This window comes from Ottowia sp. oral taxon 894 (assembly GCF_001262075.1).
Taxonomy (GTDB): domain Bacteria; phylum Pseudomonadota; class Gammaproteobacteria; order Burkholderiales; family Burkholderiaceae_C; genus Ottowia; species Ottowia massiliensis.
Genome location: NZ_CP012073.1, coordinates 784,192 through 804,191 on the forward strand (window position 1 = coordinate 784,192; position 20,000 = coordinate 804,191).

At 67.2% G+C, this 20,000-nt stretch carries 20 protein-coding genes; 15 read left to right on the forward strand and 5 right to left on the reverse strand.

Annotated elements, in window-relative coordinates; genetic code table 11:
- Positions 1–66: 66 nt before the first annotated feature.
- The 14 genes from ADJ79_RS03325 to ADJ79_RS03390 all read left to right on the forward strand — a co-directional run bounded on the left by ADJ79_RS03325 (position 67) and on the right by ADJ79_RS03390 (position 12,592).
- On the forward strand, positions 67–555 hold the full coding sequence (locus ADJ79_RS03325; RefSeq protein ID WP_050714777.1) for a prepilin-type N-terminal cleavage/methylation domain-containing protein: 489 nt from the start codon (positions 67–69) through the stop codon (positions 553–555).
- A gap of 14 nt (positions 556–569) precedes the next feature.
- Complete coding sequence (gspI, locus tag ADJ79_RS03330; RefSeq protein WP_050714778.1) at positions 570–956, forward strand: type II secretion system minor pseudopilin GspI; 387 nt, start codon at positions 570–572, stop codon at positions 954–956.
- 20 nt (positions 957–976) lie between these two features.
- Positions 977–1,837: a prepilin-type N-terminal cleavage/methylation domain-containing protein gene (locus ADJ79_RS15140; protein WP_253273858.1), complete on the forward strand. Its 861-nt coding sequence runs from the start codon at positions 977–979 to the stop codon at positions 1,835–1,837.
- Between the two features lie 198 nt (positions 1,838–2,035).
- Positions 2,036–3,058, forward strand: coding sequence for a type II secretion system minor pseudopilin GspK (gene gspK / locus ADJ79_RS03340; RefSeq protein WP_050714780.1), 1,023 nt, complete (start codon positions 2,036–2,038; stop codon positions 3,056–3,058).
- A 380-nt stretch (positions 3,059–3,438) separates the two neighbouring features.
- Positions 3,439–5,283, forward strand: coding sequence for a nitrite/sulfite reductase (locus ADJ79_RS03345; RefSeq protein ID WP_050716373.1), 1,845 nt, complete (start codon positions 3,439–3,441; stop codon positions 5,281–5,283).
- Positions 5,284–5,317: 34 nt separating this feature from the next.
- Entirely contained in the window at positions 5,318–5,800 is a 483-nt protein-coding gene (locus ADJ79_RS03350) for a DUF934 domain-containing protein (protein ID WP_082202880.1), read from the forward strand.
- Entirely contained in the window at positions 5,797–6,459 is a 663-nt protein-coding gene (locus ADJ79_RS03355; protein WP_156304000.1) for a phosphoadenosine phosphosulfate reductase family protein, read from the forward strand. The genes ADJ79_RS03350 and ADJ79_RS03355 overlap by 4 nt, the downstream gene beginning before the upstream one ends.
- A gap of 78 nt (positions 6,460–6,537) precedes the next feature.
- Positions 6,538–7,455 carry a sulfate adenylyltransferase subunit CysD gene (gene cysD / locus ADJ79_RS03360; protein ID WP_050714781.1) on the forward strand — a complete coding sequence of 306 codons (918 nt, stop codon included), beginning with the start codon at positions 6,538–6,540 and terminating at the stop codon, positions 7,453–7,455.
- Between the two features lie 182 nt (positions 7,456–7,637).
- Positions 7,638–9,044 carry a sulfate adenylyltransferase subunit 1 gene (locus tag ADJ79_RS03365; RefSeq protein ID WP_050714782.1) on the forward strand — a complete coding sequence of 469 codons (1,407 nt, stop codon included), beginning with the start codon at positions 7,638–7,640 and terminating at the stop codon, positions 9,042–9,044.
- A 380-nt stretch (positions 9,045–9,424) separates the two neighbouring features.
- Positions 9,425–9,703 carry a hypothetical protein gene (locus tag ADJ79_RS03370; RefSeq protein ID WP_156304001.1) on the forward strand — a complete coding sequence of 93 codons (279 nt, stop codon included), beginning with the start codon at positions 9,425–9,427 and terminating at the stop codon, positions 9,701–9,703.
- A 107-nt stretch (positions 9,704–9,810) separates the two neighbouring features.
- Positions 9,811–10,095: a hypothetical protein gene (locus ADJ79_RS03375; protein WP_050714784.1), complete on the forward strand. Its 285-nt coding sequence runs from the start codon at positions 9,811–9,813 to the stop codon at positions 10,093–10,095.
- 245 nt (positions 10,096–10,340) lie between these two features.
- Positions 10,341–10,748, forward strand: coding sequence for a hypothetical protein (locus tag ADJ79_RS03380; RefSeq protein WP_050714785.1), 408 nt, complete (start codon positions 10,341–10,343; stop codon positions 10,746–10,748).
- 105 nt (positions 10,749–10,853) lie between these two features.
- The gene (locus ADJ79_RS03385; RefSeq protein ID WP_050714786.1) at positions 10,854–11,906 is read left to right on the forward strand and encodes a YeiH family protein; all 1,053 of its coding nucleotides are present in this window, start codon (positions 10,854–10,856) and stop codon (positions 11,904–11,906) included.
- Positions 11,907–11,935: 29 nt separating this feature from the next.
- Complete coding sequence (locus ADJ79_RS03390) at positions 11,936–12,592, forward strand: GAD-like domain-containing protein (protein ID WP_050714787.1); 657 nt, start codon at positions 11,936–11,938, stop codon at positions 12,590–12,592.
- 213 nt (positions 12,593–12,805) lie between these two features.
- Here the strand turns inward: ADJ79_RS03390 and ADJ79_RS03395 are convergent, their stop codons facing one another.
- The 3 genes from ADJ79_RS03395 to galU form a co-directional block, all read right to left on the reverse strand.
- Entirely contained in the window at positions 12,806–13,639 is an 834-nt protein-coding gene (locus tag ADJ79_RS03395; RefSeq protein ID WP_050714788.1) for an RluA family pseudouridine synthase, read from the reverse strand.
- A gap of 175 nt (positions 13,640–13,814) precedes the next feature.
- On the reverse strand, positions 13,815–14,882 hold the full coding sequence (locus ADJ79_RS03400) for a 6-phosphofructokinase (RefSeq protein ID WP_050716376.1): 1,068 nt from the start codon (positions 14,880–14,882) through the stop codon (positions 13,815–13,817).
- 174 nt (positions 14,883–15,056) lie between these two features.
- The gene (galU, locus tag ADJ79_RS03405) at positions 15,057–15,941 is read right to left on the reverse strand and encodes a UTP--glucose-1-phosphate uridylyltransferase GalU (protein WP_050714789.1); all 885 of its coding nucleotides are present in this window, start codon (positions 15,939–15,941) and stop codon (positions 15,057–15,059) included.
- Between the two features lie 95 nt (positions 15,942–16,036).
- Between galU and ADJ79_RS03410 the strand changes: the two genes are divergently transcribed.
- Positions 16,037–16,993 (forward strand): D-isomer specific 2-hydroxyacid dehydrogenase family protein, encoded by a 957-nt coding sequence (locus tag ADJ79_RS03410; protein WP_082202882.1) that lies wholly within the window; start codon positions 16,037–16,039, stop codon positions 16,991–16,993.
- Between the two features lie 187 nt (positions 16,994–17,180).
- Here ADJ79_RS03410 and ADJ79_RS03415 read toward each other — a convergent pair whose 3' ends face one another.
- Both ADJ79_RS03415 and ADJ79_RS03420 read right to left on the reverse strand, forming a co-directional pair.
- Complete coding sequence (locus ADJ79_RS03415) at positions 17,181–18,704, reverse strand: ABC transporter ATP-binding protein (protein WP_050714791.1); 1,524 nt, start codon at positions 18,702–18,704, stop codon at positions 17,181–17,183.
- A gap of 323 nt (positions 18,705–19,027) precedes the next feature.
- A complete protein-coding gene (locus ADJ79_RS03420) occupies positions 19,028–19,870 on the reverse strand; it encodes a hypothetical protein (RefSeq protein WP_156304002.1) in 843 nt (280 codons plus the stop codon).
- Between the last annotated feature and the right edge of the window lie 130 nt (positions 19,871–20,000).

Here is a 20,000-nt window from a genome sequence, read left to right on the forward strand (position 1 = left end):
GAGGAATCTGCGCAAGCGGCCTTTTCAGCGGCCTGAATTCGCTCCTCTTTTTGACGCCCAATCTTGATGCCCAACCGCATGCCCGCCGAACACGCGCACTGCCGCAGCCGGGGCTTTACCCTCATTGAGCTGGTGGTCACCGTCGCCGTGATCGCGCTGGGCGTTTCGCTGGCGGCCATTGCGCTGCGCGACAGCGCGGCTTCGGCGCTGGAGCGCGACGCAGCGCGGCTGGCGGCGCTGCTGGAATCGGCCCGCGCCCTCTCGCGCACCACGGGGGTGGCGGTGACCTGGCGGCCCGCCGCGCAAGGCTTTGTGTTTGAAGGCGTGCCGCCCGGCGGCAGCCCCTGGCCCACACAGTGGCTGGACGCCGCCACCGCCGCGCAGGGCAACGCGGCGCTGCTGCTGGGGCCTGACCCCATCATCGGCCCGCAGGCCGTGGCGCTGCACCGCGCGGGCAGCCCGGCCACGCTGCAAGTGGCCACCGACGGGCTGCGCCCCTTTGCCGTGAGCGCCCCGGGCGGCCCAGCCGACCCGGCCGATGCGCGCCAGCCCTGAACCAAGGCCCGGCCATGCCTGCATTCGCCCTCACTCGCGGCAAAAGAGCGGTCTGCGGCGGCTTCACGCTGGTGGAGGTGATGGTGGCCCTGTCCATCACCGCCATCGCGCTGGTGGCGGGGCTGAAGGCCGCCGGCGCGCTCGCTGACAACGCGGCGCGGCAAAGCCGCGTGATGCTGGGGCAAATCTGCGCCGAAAACGCGCTGATCGAACTCAAGCTCACGCGCCAGTTTCCCGGCGCGGGCGACAGCACGCTGGCTTGCGAGCAGGCCGGGCAGGCGTTTGAAGTCACGCTGGCCGTGCGCGCCACGCCCAACCCCAACTTCCGCCGCGTCGAGGCCATCGTGCGCCAGCAGCAGCTCACGGTGGTGCAGGTTTCCACGCTCATCGGGCGTTACTGAGGCAAGCGATGGCGGCCCGCATGCAACCCTGCCGGGGGTTCACCCTGATCGAAGTGCTGGTGGCGCTGGCCATCATGGCCGTCATGGCCGTCATGAGCTGGCAGGCCATCGACGGCATGACGCGCGCGCAAGAAAGGGCGCGCGCGCATGCCGACGGCACGCTGGCACTGCAAGCGGCCTTCGCGCAGTGGCACGCCGATCTGGACGCCATGATGGTCTGGCCCCAGCAACTGGCCGCCGCCGCAGCCCCGCCGGCCAGCCCGCAAACGCCCCCGGGCAACCCATCCGGCAACCCATCCGGCAACCCATCCGGCAGCCCTTCCGGCAACCCATCCGGCAGCCCTTCCGGCAACCCCTCCGGCAACGCCGAACCGCTGGCCGCCCGCAGCCTGGCGTGGGACGGGCGCGTGCTGCGCATCACCCGCAGCGCCCCCCTGCCCCTGCCTGCTCCCCTTTCCGGCGCGCCCGGCGGCCCGCCCGCCACGGCCCGCCCGCCCGCGCCCAGCGCCTTGCGCGTGGTGGCCTGGACGCGCAGCGCCACAAGCGGCCAGTGGTGGCGCTGGCAATCGCACCCCGTGCGCACCTGGAACGAATGGGCCAGCGCCTGGCAGGCCGCGCAAGGCTGGAGCCAGACGCCCGAGCGCCCCGTCAGCGCCGGGCAGGCCGTGGCCATTGCCGCGCTGCAAGACTGGCAGCTCTACTACTTTCTGGACAACGCCTGGTTCAACCCCCTGTCCAGCTCCGCCCAGGGCGAAGCGCAGCTGGCGCGCGTGCCCGAAGCCATCCGCCTGAATCTCACCCTGGCCGAAGGGCAGGCGCTGACCGGCCCCGTGATGCTGGACTGGCTTTCGCCCACTTTCACGCCCACGGCGGGCATGTGAATATTGAATCCAGCCCCTTGAAACACCCGGAAAGAAAAATCGCAACAAAGGCGGCAACCCTCGCGCAAAACGCCCTTTTCAAAATGCTTTTTTCAAATCGCCCCGTTTTCCCGCCCTGCTTCCAATAGTCCAATAGCGCCCGCCTTGAAAAAATCCTGAAACCCGCCTGCCATCAACAGCAAAAAAACCCGTCCGCCCATGAAAAAACGCCCTTTCACAGCCAGCGAAGCCGCCGTCTCCCGGCCAGGCGCGGCGCAGCGCGGCGCGGCGCTGCTGGCGGCCATGCTCACCGTCGCGCTGGTGGCCACGCTGGCCGCCGCCGCCATGTGGCAACAGTGGCGCGGCGTGGAAGTGGAAGCGGCCGAGCGCGCACGCGTGCAATCGGCCTGGCTGCTGGGCGGTGCGCTCGACTGGGGGCGGCTCATCCTGCGCGTGGACGACGACCGCCAGGCCGACCACCTGGGCGAGCCTTGGGCCGTGCCGCTGGCCGAAGCGCGCATCTCCACCTTCCTCACCGCAGGCGCCGACACCAGCGACCTGGGGCGCGATGCCTTTCTCTCCGGCGGCATAGCCGACTTGCAGGCCCGCATGAACGTGCTGCACCTGGTGCCCCAGGCCGGCGCCCCGCCGCAAGAGGCGCAGCAAAGCCGCCAGCGCTTCGAGCGCCTGTTCGCCCTGCTGGGCCTGCCCGCGCATGAGCTGGACGCCCTCGCCGAACACCTGAACAAAGCCGCCAGCGCCCTGGCCCAGCCCGCCCAGCAAGGCCAGGCCGCGCTGGCCGCGCCCATGCCCTTGCGCGCCGATCAGCTCGGCTGGCTGGGCGTGCCGCCCGCCACGCTCGCGGCGCTGCTGCCGCACATCACCTTGCTGCCGCAGCGCACGCCCGTCAATCTGAACACCGCCAGCGCCGAAGTCATCCACGCCGTCACCGGCATCGACCTGGCCAGCGCCCAGCGCATGGCCGCCGCGCGCGCCGCCAGGCCGTTCAAAAGCATTGCCGACGCCGCCCAGGCCGCCGGCAGCGCACAGCAGCCCGTGCGCGAATGCCCCGCCCAGTGGTGCGACGTGCGCTCCAGCTTCTTTGAAGTGCAGGGCCGCCTGCGGCTGGATGACGTGGCCTTGCAGGAAACCGCCGCCGTGCAGCGCGGCCAGGGCCGCCATCCGCCCGTCACCGTCCTCTGGCGCCAGCGCCAGCCGCTGACCGGGCTGAAAGAAGACTGACCAGGCAAGGCATGACCGGAACGCTGGCCGCTACTTTCGCTCCTTCATTCATAGCATGATGTCCTGGTGGAAACTGCGGGAACCGGCATTTTTTGCCCCCTGAATCAGCTCCTCTTTTTGGTGCTTCCAGACGGGCAGCGCCTGCGATTCAGGCCCGGCTCTCATGCACCCGCCGCCCGGCCCGGCCTTGCCTGCGGCCACGTCCGCCAACCCTGGGGCCGTGTTGGCTGGCGGCGGCGCTTTATGCCGTTTGGCGCATAAGGCACTAACCAAAAAATCGTTCCCTTTGGCGCGGCGCGTGCCTACAGTGCGGGGCTTGTTTTTTCGCAAAACCGCTCGCGGCCAGGCCGTGGGCGGGCTTGCTTCCCATAAAGCCCACCATGTACGTCAAAACCGAATTCGATTTGCAACTCATCCGCCAGCGGGCGGCGCAGTTTCGCGATCAGCTCTCGCGCTGGCAGCGCGGGGAACTGTCGGAAGACCAGTTCAAGCCGCTGCGGCTGCAAAACGGCTGGTATGTGCAGCGCTACGCGCCCATGCTGCGCGTGGCGGTGCCTTATGGCGAAATCAGCAGCGCGCAGATGCGGGTGCTGGCGCGGGTGGCGCGCGAGTTCGATCAGCCGGAGCCAGGCCTGTTTGCCGAGGCGCAGGCCCAGCAAGACGCCTTGCAGGCCCGCCAGCCGGGGCTGACGCTGGATGCGCCGCCGCTGCGCTACGGCTACGGCCACTTCACCACGCGCACCAACGTGCAATACAACTGGATTCCGCTGGCCAAGAGCGCCGACGTGATGGACTTGCTGGCCACCGTGGGGCTGCACGGCATTCAGACCAGCGGCAACTGCATCCGCAATATCTGCACCGACGCGCTGGCGGGCATTGCGCCCGATGAGCTGGCCGATCCGCGCCCCTTCGCCGAAATCCTGCGGCAGTGGAGCACGCTGCATCCCGAATTCGCTTTTCTGCCGCGCAAGTTCAAGGTGAGCCTGAACGGCGCGGCCGAGGACCGCGCGGCGCTGGGCTGGTACGACGTGGGCCTGCAACTGGTGAAAGACGATGCGGGCGCGCTGGGCTTCAAGGTGCGCGCTGGCGGCGGCATGGGGCGCACGCCGGTCATCAGCGCGGTGCTGCGCGAGTTTTTGCCCTGGGATCAGATCCTGAACTACCTGGAAGCCATCATCCGCGTCTACAACCGCTATGGCCGCCGCGACAACGTGTGGAAGGCGCGCATCAAGATACTGGTCAAGGCCGAAGGGCAGAGCTTCATTGACGCGGTGGAGGCCGAATACCGCGCCATCGTCGAGCACGACGGCGCGCCGCACACCATTCCGCAAGCCGAGCTGGAGCGCGTGTCCGCGTGCTTTGCGCCGCCCGCGCTGGCGGGCGAAGACGCGCCCGCCGTGGCGCCGCAGCAGCCGGTTGATGTGAACGCCCTGCCCTACCAGCGCTGGCTGGCGCGCAATGTGCAGGCCCACCGCGACCCGCGCCTGGCCGTGGTGCATCTTTCCTTCAAGCGCCTGGGCATGGCCCCGGGCGACGCCGACGCCGCCACGATGGACGCCGTGGCCGATTTGGCCGACCGCTTTTCGGCGGGCGAAGTGCGCCTCACGCACGAGCAAAACCTGCTGCTGCCCTGGGTGCGCCGCGCCGATCTGCCCGCTCTTTACGAAGCGGCGCGCGCGCTGCGGCTGGCGCAGCCCAACATCGGGCTGATTACCGACATGATTTCCTGCCCCGGCGGCGACTTCTGCGCCCTGGCCAATGCGCGCTCCATTCCCATTGCCGCCGCGCTCATGGCCCTGTATGAAGACATCGACGAGGCCGAAGACCTAGGGCCGATTGACCTGAACATGAGCGGCTGCATCAACTCCTGCGGCCACCACCACAGCGGCCACATCGGCATTCTGGGCGTGGACAAAGACGGCAAGGAGTGGTACCAGATCACCCTGGGCGGCAGCGACGGCTCGCACCTGTCGGGCCGCGAGGGGCCGGGCAAGATCATCGGCCCGGCCTTCTCCGCCGCCGAAGTGCCCGACGTGGTGCAGGCCATCCTGAACACCTACCGCGAACTGCGCGACGGCAAAGAGCACTTCATCGACACCGTGCGCCGCCTGGGCCATGACCCTTTCAAGGCCGCCGCCAACGCCGCCCGCCACGCGCGGCCCGAAGACAAGCCCGCCAAGCCTGCCGCCGCCCCCGCTGCGGCCCAGCCCGCCGCCGTGGCCTGAGCGAGCGGCCCGGCACAACAAAGAAAGCGCCGCGATGAAAGAAACCATCCGCATCGTTGCCCCCGCCGAAAGCGAAGCCCCGGCGGGCAGCGCCGCTGAAAACCCCGCAGAAAACACTGCTGAAAACGCCTCTGAAAGCGCTGCTTCCGCCAGCGCCGCGCCCGCGCCCGGCGTTTTGCAAATCGCCAACGACGCCGACGTGCTCGCGCTGGCCGCCGAAGGCGCTTTGCAGGGCGTCACCTGCATCGAGCTGAACTTTCCCAAATTCACCGATGGCCGCGCCTACAGCCAGGCCGTGCTGCTGCGCCGCCGCCTGGGCTTTACCGGCGAGCTGCGCGCCACGGGCGACGTGCTCATCGACCAGCTTTTGCTCATGCAGCGCAGCGGCTTTACCAGCGCCGTGCTGGCCGCAGGCGTGAACGCCGAAGCCGCCCCGCGCCAGTTCGTGGTGTTTGACGAGTTCTACCAGGGCGACGCGCAGCAGCCCCGCCCCCACTTCGCACGGGAGGCCGAATGAACCGCGCCGCCGCAACAGCCATGCCCGATGCCGAAGAGCTGGCCCGCGTGAGCGCAGAGCTGGGCCATGACGCCCCTGCCCTCACCGCCTGGGCGCTGGGCCTGGGCCAGCGCCTGGGGCTGCGCGCCATCGTCACCACCAACTTCCGGCCCTTCGAGGCCGTCATCCTGCACATGGCCTGCCGCGTGCAGCCCGATGTGCCCGTGGTGTGGATGGACAGCGGCTACAACACCGCCGCCACCTACCAGTTCGCCGACGCGCTCACGCGCCAGCTGGGCCTGAATTTGCACGCCTACCTGCCGCGCCGCACCCGCGCCCACCGCGAAGCGCTGGAAGGCCCCGCCCCCGCGCTGGACGACCCTCGCCACGCCGCCTTCACCGAAGAAGTGAAGCTGGAGCCTTTTGCGCGCGCGCTGCGCGAAATGGCCCCCCGCATCTGGCTCACCGCCTTGCGCGCCAGCGACAGCGACGAGCGCGCCCGCATGCAGCCCGTCAGCCTCAACCCCGACGGCCTCATCAAAGTCGCCCCCCTGCTGCACTGGAGCGCCAAAGACCTGCACGCCTACTGCCAGACCCACGGCCTGCCCAACAACTTTGACTACTTCGACCCCACCAAAGCCGAAGAGCGCCGCGAATGCGGCCTGCACCTGGCGCACTGAATCCCGCACGGAACCCCGCGCGCCAAACGCCCGCCGCCCGGCCTTCCCCCAACACCGCCACTCACGCCTCCCACGCCCATGAACGCACCTGCCCGCCACCTCTCGGCCGCCCATCTGGACGCGCTGGAAGAAGAAACCATCTTCATCCTGCGCGAAGCCGCCGCCGCTTTTGACCGCCCGGCGCTGCTTTTTTCCGGCGGCAAAGACTCGCTCGTCATGCTGCGCTGCGCCGAAAAAGCCTTTGGCGCGGGCCGCATCCCCTACCCGCTGCTCATGATTGACACGGGCCACAACTTCCTCGAAGTCACCGCCTTGCGCGACAAACGCGCCGCCGAACTGGGGGCCGAACTCATCGTGCGCAGCGTGGAAGACAGCATCGCGCGCGGCACCGTGCGCCTGGCCCGCCCCGACGAAAGCCGCAACGCCCACCAGTCCGTCACCCTGCTCGAAGCCATTGAAGAATTCCGCTTCGACGCCCTCATGGGCGGCGCGCGGCGCGACGAAGAAAAAGCCCGCGCCAAAGAGCGCATCTTCAGCCACCGCGACAGCTTCGGCCAATGGCAGCCCAAAGCCCAGCGGCCCGAACTCTGGACGCTGTTCAACACCCGCCTGGCCCCCGGCGAGCACTTCCGCGTCTTTCCCATCAGCAACTGGACGGAGCTGGACGTGTGGCAATACATCGGCCGCGAAAACATCGAGCTGCCCAGCCTCTACTACGCCCACGAGCGCGACGTGATCGAACGCCGGGGCCTGCTCGTGCCCGTCACGCCCCTGACGCCGCCCCGGCCGGGCGAAACCGTGCAAAAACGCAGCGTGCGCTTTCGCACCGTGGGCGACATCACCTGCACCTGCCCCGTGCCCAGCACCGCCGCCACGCCCGCCGACATCATTGTGGAAACCCTGGTCGCCAGCGTCAGCGAACGCGGCGCCACCCGCATGGACGACCAGACCAGCGACGCCAGCATGGAAAAGCGCAAGCGCGACGGCTACTTCTGAACCGCCCCGCGCTCCGGCCACACGCTTTATTCCGCTCCTTGATTGATAGCAGCCAAGTACCTGAAACCGTGCGATAGAGGCGTTTTCTAGGGGGCTGAATTTGCTCCTTTTATTGAAGCAAAACCGGCCCGCATCCGCCAGCGCCTTCCCGCACCTTCCCGCCTTCTTCCACCCTGCCCGCCATGACCGCCGCCTTGCCAACCGCTCCACAAACCCATCCGCAATCCGCCCCCGCCGCACCCACGCCCGCTGACGCCAGCGCCACCCGCCCTGCCCTGCGCTTTATCACCTGCGGCAGCGTGGACGACGGCAAAAGCACCCTCATTGGCCGCCTGCTGCTGGACAGCCGCGCCGTGCTGCAAGACCACCTGGCCGGCGTCACCCGCAGCGGCCAGACCGACCTGGCCTTGCTCACCGACGGCCTGCAAGCCGAGCGCGAGCAAGGCATCACCATCGACGTGGCCTGGCGCTACTTCGCCACCGAAGCGCGCAAATTCATCATCGGCGACGCCCCCGGCCACGAGCAATACACGCGCAACATGGTCACCGCCGCCAGCCAGGCCGACGCCGCCGTGGTGCTGGTAGACGCCACCAAAATCGACTGGCAAGCCCCCCTGCCCGCGCTGCTGCCGCAAACGCGCCGCCACGCCCTGCTCGCGCACCTGCTGCGCGTGCCCTCCATCGTCTTTGCCATCAACAAGCTCGACGCCGTGGCGCAACCGGCCGCCGCCTTTGCCCACATCCGCGATGCGCTGCAAGCCTTCGCGCAAGAAGCGGGCATACAGCCCGCCGCCATCGTGCCCATCTCCGCCCTCATGGGCTGGAACGTGGCCGCGCCCAACCCTGACGAACCGGGCTGGTGCGGCTACCAAGGCCCCGCGCTGCTGCCGCTGCTTGAAAAACTGCCCGCCACGCCCAGCGAAAGCGCCCTGCCCCTGGCCTTTCCCGTGCAATGGGTGGAAAAAAACGCCTCCTCCAGCGACACCCGCCAGGGCCGCCGCATCTTCTGGGGCCGCGTGGCCGCGGGGCAAGCCCGCGCGGGCGACACCGTTCAACTGCTGCCCAGCGGCCACACGGCCCGCATCGCCCAGGTGCTGGACCACGCGCGCCAGCCGCAGCCCGGCATCAACGCCGGACACAGCGCCGGCCTCGTGCTCGACCGCGAACTCGACCTCTCGCGCGGCGACTGGATCACCGCCGCCGCCCAGCCCACCGGCGGCAGCCAAGCCGGCGAATTCGACGAATTCGACACCCCCGCCGCCCAGCCCGCCTGGCCCGTCACACGCGAGCTGCAAGCCACCCTCTGCTGGCTTGACGACGAGCCGCTCACCCCGGGGCGCGTTTACTGGGCGCTGCACGGCCACCGCTGGCTCAAGGCCAAAGCCCGCCGCGTGCTCCACCGGCTGGACATCCACACCCTCCAGCCCCAAAACGCCGACCGCCTGGAAGCCAACGCCATCGGCCAAGTCGAGCTGGCCTTGCAAGAAGCCATCCCCGCCGCGCCCTTTGCCACCAGCCGCGCGCTGGGCGCGCTCATCCTTGTGGACGCCGCCACACACCGCACCGCCGCCGCCGCGCTGGCCGGCTGAATGGCATGCGAAGCGAACGGAAAGCCGCTTCAGCAAAGCCTGATTTCGCTCCTTGTTTCATAGCATGACGTCCTAGTGAAAAGAGCGCGAAAGCTGTTTTCAGCCCCTTGAATTCGCTCCTCTTTTTGGGCTGCCCATGCCGCCAGCCCCGCAGGCGCGGGCAGCGCAAGCCTGCCTGCCGCGCCGCCTCTGCGCCTCCTGGCCCTTCATGGCGGCCCGCGCCCATGATGCAAATGACGACGCAATAACGTCCATTTCTGGCGTCTTTTTATCCATGAGATGAGCCGCCGCGCAAATCCGTCCGCCCATCGCCCCGCCGCGCTGGGAGGCTCGTATGCCATTCCTGGGCGATATATCAACAAGTTTCCTCTTTCTCCAAAATGACCGGCACCATGAATTTGAGAGAATTACTGGATTGCTTTTTTGGCAGCCTGCTTCTCTGTGTAGCTTCTATGAATCCGAAATCAATGCACTACGGATCCTATGAGGAACAGAAATCCAATATTCAGCGATACTGGGCCGAAATCAAATTGAAGCTCAAACGCGACACGGATCGTATCGCACCCATTGAAGCCATGCTCAGCGAGGCGTTCGCTGCTTTTGAATCTGGCAGAAGAGACAAAGGAATAGACATTGCTATGTCTCTATGGGTCAGCTAGTTTGAAAAATTCCGGTAAATGCCGCCATTGCTATTTTCGAGTAGCTGGCGCATTTGGGTGGATGCCAATGGCAGTATTCTCCTGAATCCCTCTGACGTATCTGCATTATGTCTCTCAAAGAAACCCTCGCCGATTTCTCCACTGAAGTCGCCTTTTGCGCCATGTTCGCGCATGACCGCTACCTGATGCCAATGAGCTACGAACAAAACAAGGCAAACCTGCTGCGCTACTGGTCCGAAGCCAAAGGCCAGCTCAAGCGCGATACCGCCCTCATTCCCGCCATCGACGCCCAGATTGAGGAAATGTTCGCCGCCTTCGATTCGGGCGACCGCAAGAAAGGCATCGATACCGCCATGGCCCTGTGGAACAGAAATATCAAGCAAATGGAATAAGCCGTTCCCTCCCAAAAAGTTCAGAGTCATGACTTTGCGGGGCATCAAGAAATAGCGTCAGGTCACCAGCTTGCTGTATTTAGAATGCCGCTTTTGATTCCGGACGGGTTGTTTCCGGAAGAATGGGCTGCGCAGAGAGCTTGTTCAAATTCGGAGAATGGGTGTGAAAAGCGTGGACTCGGGCGGCCTGCGGTTTCTTCCAGCCAGGCTCTGCGCAGGTTTCAATAGCAAATGGCGATGGTTTCATGAATTACTGGGTTCTTTCAGCGGGCGTGGTTCAGCTTGTTTTATGCGGCATTCATTTTTTCGCGGGTGGCGCGGAGTTTCGGCGGCTTCGCCCCGGCCCGGCGCGGGCGGATGCGGGCAAGGCTTTTGATTACTGGCTGACGGGGCATGGCGTGTTTCACATGGTCAGCGCCGATTTGCTGCTGGGCGCGGTTTTCTGCCTGCTGATGGGGGCGAAAATCATGGGCTTTCATTTCTGGCTGATTTTGTTCATCGCCCTGCTGCATGCGTTTTACGCGCTTTTTTGGCTGGGAACGCTTTTTTTCTCGCGCGCTGGCTGGGCGGATTATTTCCAGGCGCAGCCCCAATGGCTGGCTTTTCTGCTGGTTTGCGCCCTGCTGCTGGCAGGGGTGTGGATGAACGGATAGCGCCTATTCGCCCGCCCGCCAGCCGCGCCGCCGCGCCTTGTTTTGCCCTGGCGCAAGAAGGCCACCGCCGCCCCCGCCAGATAATGGCGGCAGGAGAAACGGGCGATGCGATCTGAAGGAACGGGGCCGCTGGCCAAGGCGGCGGGGCTGCTGGCGGTGGGCGCGGTGGTTGCGGCGGCTTGGCTGGCAGGGCGCAGCGCGTGGGCGGCACAGGCGGGGTTCAGCCTGCTGACGCTGGCCATCGTCATCGGCATGCTGGCGGGCAACACGGTTTATCCGCGCGTGGCGGTGCGCTGCCATGCGGGCATGCTGTTTTGCAAGGGGCCGTTGCTGCGGCTGGGGATCATGCTGTACGGCTTCCGGCTGACGCTGGGGCAGGTGCTGGATGTGGGGCTGGCCAGTTTCGCGGCGGATGCGCTGATGCTCGCTTCCACTTTTTTGCTGACTTGCTGGCTGGGCCTGCGCTGGCTGAAGATGGAGCGGCAGACGGTGCTGCTGATGGGCGCGGGCAGCAGCATTTGCGGCGCGGCGGCGGTGATTGCCACGGCGCCGGTGCTGCGCGCGGGCGCTGACCGCGTGGCGGTGGCGGTGGCGACGGTGGTGATTTACGGCACGGCGGGCATTTTTCTGTATCCGCAGATGCACGCCTGGCACTGGTGGCCGCTGTCGGACGGGCAGTTTGGCGTGTACATCGGCTCCAGCGTGCACGAGGTGGCGCAGGTGGTGGCGGCGGGCAAGGCCATCAATGCGGCGGTGGCCGATATTGCGGTGACGACCAAGATGATCCGCGTGATGATGCTGGCGCCTTTTTTGCTGCTGCTGTCGCTGTGGCTGGGGCGGCGCGGCGCGCCTGCGCCGCAAGGGCAAACGGGCCAGGGCGGGAAGGAGGGGGAAGGCCGCATCGTCATTCCCTGGTTTGCCTTCGTTTTCATTGGCGTGATGCTGTTCAATTCGCTGAACCTGCTGCCTGCCGCCTGGGTGGCGGCGCTGGTGCAGGCCGATACCTGGCTGCTGGCCATGGCGATGGCGGCGCTGGGGCTTTCCACGCATTTTTCCGCCATACGGCAAGCGGGAATCAGGCCTTTGCTGCTGGGGCTGCTGGTTTTCGCGTGGCTGGTGGGCGCGGGCGGCCTCGTGCAGGTGCTGCTGGCCGCCTGATTTTTTCCTTTTTGCAAAGGAGCTGACGCATGACGCCGCAATCACTGGATGAAGACTTCGGGCGCTTTCTGGCCTTGTTTGGCTCGCCCGTGCACGCCCAGCCAATGCCGGAGGCGGCTTTTGACGCCTGCGCGGGCCTGCTGCCCCGGCAGCTTTTCACTTACTGGCGCGAGGTGGGCGTTTGCGGTTTTGGCGATGGCCTGATGTGGATGACCAATCCGCAGGAGTTCGAGTTGCTGCTGGCGCGCTGGCTGCAAGGCACGCTGCTGCGCCAGCGGCGTGATCTGGCCGTCATTGCCCGCACGGCCTTTGGCGAGCTGCTGGTTTGGGCCAGCGGCAAGGGGCAGGTGGCGCTCATCAGCCCGCTGGAAGGCATCGTCTTTCACTACGCCAGCGCCGACCGCGCCCCCGCACAGGCCCCCGGCGCGGAGGCCGATGCGCAGATGCGCCGCTTCTGGGGCGGGCTGCGCCCCGAAACCTTCGAGCAGGAAGATGACGCGCAGCGCCCCCTGTTCGCCCGCCTGACGTACCGGCTTGGCCCCTTGCAGGCGGAGGAGATGTATGGCTTCAGGCTCCACCCCAGCCTGGGCGGCTCGCGCAGCATTGCCAACATGGCCCGCGTGCCGCTGCTGGCCCAGCACGATCTGGCCCTGGAGCGCGGCGCGCCGCGCTTTGTGGCGCTGTGAAGCGGGGAAACCCGCGCGCGGCAGAGGGCAGGCTGGGGCGGGCAGGCCTGGATGTTGAATACCCGGCCTTATTTCGCTCCTTTATCCATAGCATGATGTCCTAGTGGATATTGCGCAGGGCGGCATTTCGGCCCTTTTTATTCGCTCCTTTTTCTGATGTTTTTGCGCAGAGGCGCTGGAGCGGCGCTCATGGCTTTTGATGCTGGCGGACCGTCATGCCTGGGGAAACAGGGCGTCGAAATGCTGCGTCCGGCTGGCCAGGCGCAGCGGCTTGCCGGTGACCGGGTGCGTCAGTTGCAGGGCGCTGGCGTGCAGCAGCAGGCGCGGAGCCAGCGCCTGCGCGGCGGGCGGGGCGTAGAGCGCGTCGCCCGCAATCGGCAGGCCGATGGCGGCCAGGTGCACGCGCAGCTGGTGGGAGCGGCCCGTGATGGGCCGCAGCGCCACGCGCGCCGTGCCAGGCAGCGGGCCGCCGCCTGCGGGGCGCCAGAGGGTGAGGCTGGGTTTGCCGTGGGCGTGATCGACCTTGCTGCGCGGGCGGCGCGGCCAGTCAGGCAGCAGGGGCAGGCCGATGGCGGCCCATCCGGGCGGGGCGGAAACGGCTGACAAAGTGGCAGACAGGGCGGCAGACAAGGCGGCGGTTTCGTCTTTTTCCGCCTCCTGCTCTTGCGCCCATTCGTCCGCCCATTCATCCGCCTGCTCGTCTGCCCCAGGCTGGCTGGCGGTGAAAGCGGCGGCAAAAGCGGCAGCCACGGCGGCGGCGCTGGCGCCAACCACGGCTTCGTAGCGCTTGCGCACACGGCGCTGCGCAAAGGCTTCGCCCAGCAGGCGCTGCACGCGCGGGCTGCGGGCCATGAGGATGAGGCCGCTGGTGGTTTCGTCTAGCCGGTGGACGATGAGCGCCCCGGGCCAGACGGCCTGCACGCGGGCGCTGAGGCAATCGGCCTTGTCCGGCCCCCGGCCCGGCACGGCCAGCAAGCCGGCGGGCTTGTCAAAGGCCAGCAGGTGTTCATCGGCGTAAACGGGCGCGGGCGGTGGCGGCAAAAGCATGTTCAGAGCCTGTTCAAAGCCGGTTCGTAGGGGCAGGCTGCGCTTCCGGTTTCACCACGGAGCAGGAGCCAATTCAGGGGGCCAGAAAACGCCTTTGCCGCACGGTTTGACGGGCTTGGCCGCTGTCAGGAGCGTGGCCTTGCGCTGGCCGTTCGCAGTTTTTCCGCCCGCCGCTTCAGTCTGCCTCGTCGCCAAAGCTCACGCCGATTTCGCGGGCGGTGATGACCAGCGGGTGATTCAGCGGCACGCAGCGGGTGCGGTCGGCCACTTCCGACAGGGCGATGTCGCCCAGCGCGCTGCCGGGCGTGTCGCTGGCGAGCGTGACCATGCGGTTGAAGCGCCCTTGCAGCACCAGGCTGGCGGCCTGGTGGCCGAATTGGGTGGCCAGGATGCGGTCATACGGCGTGGGCGGGCCGCCGCGCTGCACGTGGCCCAAAACGGTGGCGCGCACTTCGCTTTTGAGGTGCGGCTCCAGCAGGGCGCGCAGGGTGTGGGCCACGCCGCCCAGGCGCACGGGGTCGGGGCTGCCCTGGATGACGCGCTCGATGGTGAGCGCGCCGCCCGCCGGCTTGGCGCCTTCGGCGATGCAGATGACGGTGTGCGCGCGGCAGCGCTCGCGCCGCTGGCACAGGCGCACGAGGGCGGCGGGGTTGAAGTCGATTTCGGGCAGCAAGATGGCATCGGCCGCGCCGGCGATGCCCGCTTCCAGCGCAATCCAGCCTGCGTAGCGGCCCATCGTTTCCACAATCATCACGCGGCCGTGGCTCTGGCCGGTGGTTTGCACCTGCTCCAGCGCGCGGGTGGCGGTGGCCACGGCGGTGTCAAAGCCAAAGCTCCGGGCGCAGCCTTCAATGTCGTTGTCGATGGTTTTGGGCACGCCCACGAATTTCAGCCCGTGCGCGGCCAGCCCGTTGGCAATGGTCATGGTGCCGTTGCCGCCGATGGCGACGATGGCATCCAGCCCCAGCGCGCGCGCCGTGGCGCAGGCGTGCGCGGCGCTGGCGGACGAGGCCAGCGGATCGGCCCGGTTGCTGGTGCCCAAAATGGTGCCGCCCGAAAAGAGGATGCCGCTGACGGCGGCCCAGTCCAGCGCCCGGGTGTGCCCTTCGATCAGGCCCGCAAAGCCGTCGGCGATGCCGATGACTTCAGCCCGTCCGTGGCGCAGCAGGGATTTGGCGGTGGCGCGGATGACGGCGTTCAGCCCGGGGCAGTCGCCGCCGCCAGTGAGGATGCCGACTTTCATGACTTGGCTCCAGAAACAAAAAATGCCCGCCAAAGCGGGCAGCAAGGTTGGAAAGAAATCAGGCAGGGCACGGCAGGCAAGGCTGCCAGGAAGCAAAAAGAAGAGCAAATCGCAAGGAGCAAGAAAAGCTTCTTTCCGATTGTCTGGCCCGCCCTTGGCGCAAGGCAAGGCCCGTCAGAGCGTGAGGCCCTTCAGATAACGGCGAAAGCCCTCGCCCATCTTCGGGTGTTGCAGGGCCAGCTCCACGGTGGCCTGCAAAAAACCTTCCTTGCTGCCGCAGTCGTAGCGCGCGCCTTCGTATTGGTAGGCATACACGCGCTCGCTTTGCATGAGGCGGGCAATGGCGTCGGTGAGCTGGATTTCGCCGCCCACGCCGCGCGGCTGCTTGCGGATTTCGTCAAAGATGCGCGGGGTGAGGATGTAGCGGCCCGCCACGCCCATGCGCGAGGGCGCCTCTTCGGGGCTGGGCTTTTCCACGATGCGGTCAATGGCCAGCAGGCGCTCGCCCGCCGGCTGCCCGGCCACGATGCCGTAGCGGCGCACCTGCTCGGGCGGCACCTCCTGCACCGCCAGCAGGCAGCGGCCCAGCCGGGTGAAGGCTTGCGTCATTTGCGCCAGCACGGGCGCGCCGCCGGGCGGCCCCACCATCAGGTCATCGGCCAGCAGCACGGCGAAAGGATGGTTGCCCACGATGTGCGCCGCGCACAGCACGGCGTGCCCCAGGCCCAGCGAGCGCGGCTGGCGCACGTAGCTGCACAGCATGCCTTCGGGCTGCACGGCGCGCACCAGCGCCAGCAGCTCGGCCTTGCCCGCCGCTTCCAGCTCGCTTTCCAGCTCGTAGGCGGTGTCGAAGTGGTCTTCAATGGCGCGCTTGCTGCGGCCCGTGACGAACACCATGTGCCGCACGCCCGCCGCCCAGGCCTCTTCCACGGCGTACTGGATTAGGGGCTTGTCCACGATGGGCAGCATTTCCTTGGGGCTGGCCTTGGTGGCCGGCAGAAAGCGCGTGCCCAGGCCGGCAACAGGGAAAACGGCGGTTTGCACAGTAGAAAAAGGCATGAGTAAAAGCGCGTGCGTGGAAAAATCGTGAATGATAAAGTTACAGTCTTCAACACAGGGACGTAACCAGACGGAAAAAGGCAAGGAGCCAAAACATGGAGATTTTGCTGCTGGATGAATTGGCGCCCGATGCGCAGCTGTGGCTATCTGACAGGCACCAGGTCAGCTACCAGCCCATGCTCGCGCACGACCGCGCCGAGCTGCACCGGCGGCTGTACAAAACGCGCGCCCTTTTCGTCACGCCCGAAGTGCGGGTGGATAGCGCGCTGCTGGACTTCGCGCCCTGCCTGGCCGTGGTGGCCTGCCTGCACGGCGACACCGAAAACATAGACGACGAAGCCTGCCGCCGCCGCCGCGTGCGCGTGCTGCGCGCCATCAACGCCAACGTGCGCGCCAACGCCGAATTCCAGCTGGGCAACCTGATGATGATGATGCGCAATGGCGCGCCCCAGCCCGTCATGCCCCTGGACGGCGTGCCCCTGCGGGGCCGCGAAATCAATGACAGCGTCATCGGCCTGCTGGGCATGACGCCCACCGCGCACCTGCTGGCCACCCTGCTCACCGCCCTGGGCGCGCGCGTGATCGGCTTTGACCCCGCCTTGCACCGCACGGCCGATTTGTGGCAGCGCCTGGGCGTGCAGCCCGTCACATTCACCGAGCTGCTGGCCACCGCCGACGCGGTGGCCGTGCAAATGGCCTTTGCCTCGCGCCATCGCGGCATGGTCAGCGAAAGCGCCCTGGCCGTCTGCCGCACCGGCCAGTTCTGGACCAGCATCAGCGCGCCCGCCCTGTTCGATTTGCCCGCGCTGGCCCAGGCCCTGCGCAGCAACCACCTGGGCGCCTGCGTGCTGGACCTGAGCGAACCCGATCAAATCGCCGCCGATTCCCCTTTGCGCAACGTGCCGCGCCTGCGCATCACCCCCAACATGGCCTGCGCCACGCAAGAAGCCCTGCTGCGCGCCAGCTGGTACCTGGCCGACCGTACGCACGAGCTACTGCAACTGTCAGACACCCAGCGCGTGGCGCTGGAAAGCGCGCCCATGCCGCTGTAGCGCGCGGCAGGGCTGCTCCTGGCCTGGCTGCGGTCGCGGAGACAAGGCGGATGCGCAGGCGCTTTTTTCGCTCCTTTATTCATAGCGTGATGTCCTAGTGGATACTGCGCAGAAGCCGTTTTCATGCCCATGGATTTGCTCCTGTTTCTGATGCAGGCGAGGGTGGCTGGAGGGGCCAGGGGCGCAGTCAGGCCGCTGCGGGGCTGGCTTCGGCCTCCCACAGGCCGCTCATCCATGCGCCCACGCGTTCCACGCTGGCCTGGCTGCGGGGCAGCGAGGGCGAGAGGCGGCCACGGGCAATGACGTGCAGGCGGTTGCACAGGGCAAGCAGCTCGTCCAGCTCTTCGCTGAACACGAGCACGGCGCAGCCGCTGGCGGCCAGCGTCAGCAGGGCGTCGTGAATTTGCGCGGCCGCGCCCACGTCTACGCCCCAGGTGGGCTGGGCGGCGATGAAGAGCCGGGGGCGGGCGTCCATTTCGCGGCCCATGATGAACTTTTGCAGGTTGCCGCCCGAGAGGGCGCGCGCAGGCGTGTGCGGGCTGGCGGCCTTGACGCCAAAGCGGTTCATGATGGCTTGCGCCTGCGCCGTCAGCTGGCCCATGCGCAGCCAGCCCAGCGGGCCGGCGGCTTCGCGGCGCGTGAGCAGCAGGTTGTGCGCCAGGCCCAGCTCGGGCACGGCGCCGCGCCCCAGCCGCTCTTCGGGCACGAAGTGCAGGCCCAGCGCGCGGCGCTTGCCAGGCGCCAGATGCCCGGCGGGCTGGCCCTCAATGCGGATGGCCGCCTGCGGCGCGCGCGTGTCTTCGCCGGAAAGAGCGGCCAGCAGCTCGCTTTGCCCGTTGCCGGAAATGCCGGCGATGCCGACGACTTCGCCCGCATGCACGTCCAGCGTGATGTCTTGCAGATCAACGCCAAAGGCCGCTGCGGCGGGCAGCGACAGGCCGCGCACTTGCAGCACGGGCTGGCCAATGGCGTGCGGGCGCTGCTCCAGCGCGGGCGGCTCGGCGCCAATCATCATGCGGCTCAGCGAGGCGTTGCTTTCCTGCCGGGGGTCGCACACGCCCGCCACTTTGCCGCCGCGCATGACGGTGCAGGCGCTGCACAGCGCACGGATTTCGTGCAGCTTGTGGCTGATGTAGAGGATGCTGCACCCTTGCGCGGCCAGCTGGCGCAGCGTGGCAAAGAGCTTTTCAACGGCCTGCGGGGTGAGCACGGAAGTGGGTTCGTCCAGGATGAGCAGGCGCGGGCTGGCCAGCAGGGCGCGGATGATTTCCACGCGCTGCATTTCGCCCACGCTGAGCGAGTGCACGGGGCGGCGCGCGTCAAGCGGCAGGCCGTAGGCGGCGGCCACTTCGCCAATGCGGTGCTGCACTTGCGCCAGCGGCATGGCCTTGTCCAGCCCCAGCCACACGTTTTCGGCCACGGTGAGCGAGTCAAACAGGCTGAAGTGCTGAAACACCATGGCCACGCCCAGCTGGCGCGCCTGCTGCGGGCTGTGAATGCGCACGCGCTGGCCGTCAAAGCGCATTTCGCCCGCATCGGGCTGGACGGCGCCGTAGATGATCTTCATCAGCGTGCTTTTGCCCGCGCCGTTTTCGCCCAGCACGGCATGAATTTCGCCCGGCTGCACGGTGAGCGAGACGCGGTCATTGGCCAGAACGCCGGGGTATTGCTTGGTGATGCCTTGCAGCTCAAGGCGCGCAGGGGTGGTCATGAAAGCGAACGGTGGGCAGAAAAAGAGCGGGGCCAGGCGGATTGAAGCGGGCGGAAGCAAAGCGGGCCGGAGCCAGAAACGAAACGCCCGCCGCGCAAAGGCGGCGGGCGGCTGGGCACATCAAAAAAAGGAGCGAATTCAGGAAGCTGAAAAGGGGCCTTGCGCTTATTTAGCGGGGAGGTCTTGCTATTGATTAAGGAGCGAAAAACGCCTTCTTGCCCGCCTCCCGCGCCTTGCAACCCGGCGAGGACTTGCAACACCGCAAAACGCCGGGGCTGCGCCCAAGTCCGCGCTTTTCGCACCCACGGTCACTGAACCGGTTCTCAGGGCTTGGCCCCTGTGGGAAAGTGGTGCGGCCAAGGCGCATGAGGCGCCAGCGTGGTCTTGGGAGCCGGCCGGGCGGCTTTCTTGGCGCTGCCAGCCTTGGAGCGGGACGCAGGCTTCTTGGCTGCCGGCTTGGCAGCCGGAGCGGCGGCCTGGGCTTCGGGCGCAGGCTGGGCCGCCGCTGCGGGCTTGGCAGGAGCGGCTTTCTTTGCGGGCTTTTCCGCTTCAGCGGCCGCGCTCGCGGCGGGCTTGGCCGTTGCGGGCTTGGCCGTTGTTTTTGCAGCTGTTTTCACAGCGGGTTTTTCAGCTGTTTTCACAGCGGGTTTTTCAGCCGTTTTCACGCCGGATTCCGCCGCCGGGGCCTTGGGCGCAGCTTCTTTCTTGGCCGCAGCGGTCTTGACGGCGGGCTTTTCCGCTTTGACGGCGGCGCTGGCGACACTCTTTTTTGCGGCGGGAGCCTTGGGCGCTGCTACGGCTTTGGAGGCGGGCGCTGGCGCATCGGCGGCCTCGGCCTTGGCGGCCGGTTTTTTGGATGGTGTTTTGGCGGTTGCCATGATGTTCTCCTGAATCTGGCTGATCTGGCGGAAGTAGAGATGCCACGCCTGCCAAAGCAGGCGCTGCGTGCGCAGGGCGCGCAAGACGCTCTGCATGAAGCGCTGCGCCGCGTCAGGCAAGGCAAGCGGGGCGTAAGGGGAAATGGGCAGCGGCGCAAAAGCCGGAAAGCTGAACTGCAAAACCACCTTGGGCAAAGCGCCCGTCCAGGCCCCGGCAAAAGCGGAATCCATGCGCTTGCCGCGCTGCACGGCGGCAGGAGGGAAATAAAGGCGCAGTGCGTGTGTCATGCGTAGCCCTTGGCAGAACTGGGCGCGCGCCGGAGAAGCGAAAGGCGGCTTGCGGCGTGGCGAAACGGAAAAAGGCCCCGATTATGTGAGCAAGCTTTTCAATTGGGAAGCGCCTGCAAGCGGACAGGGC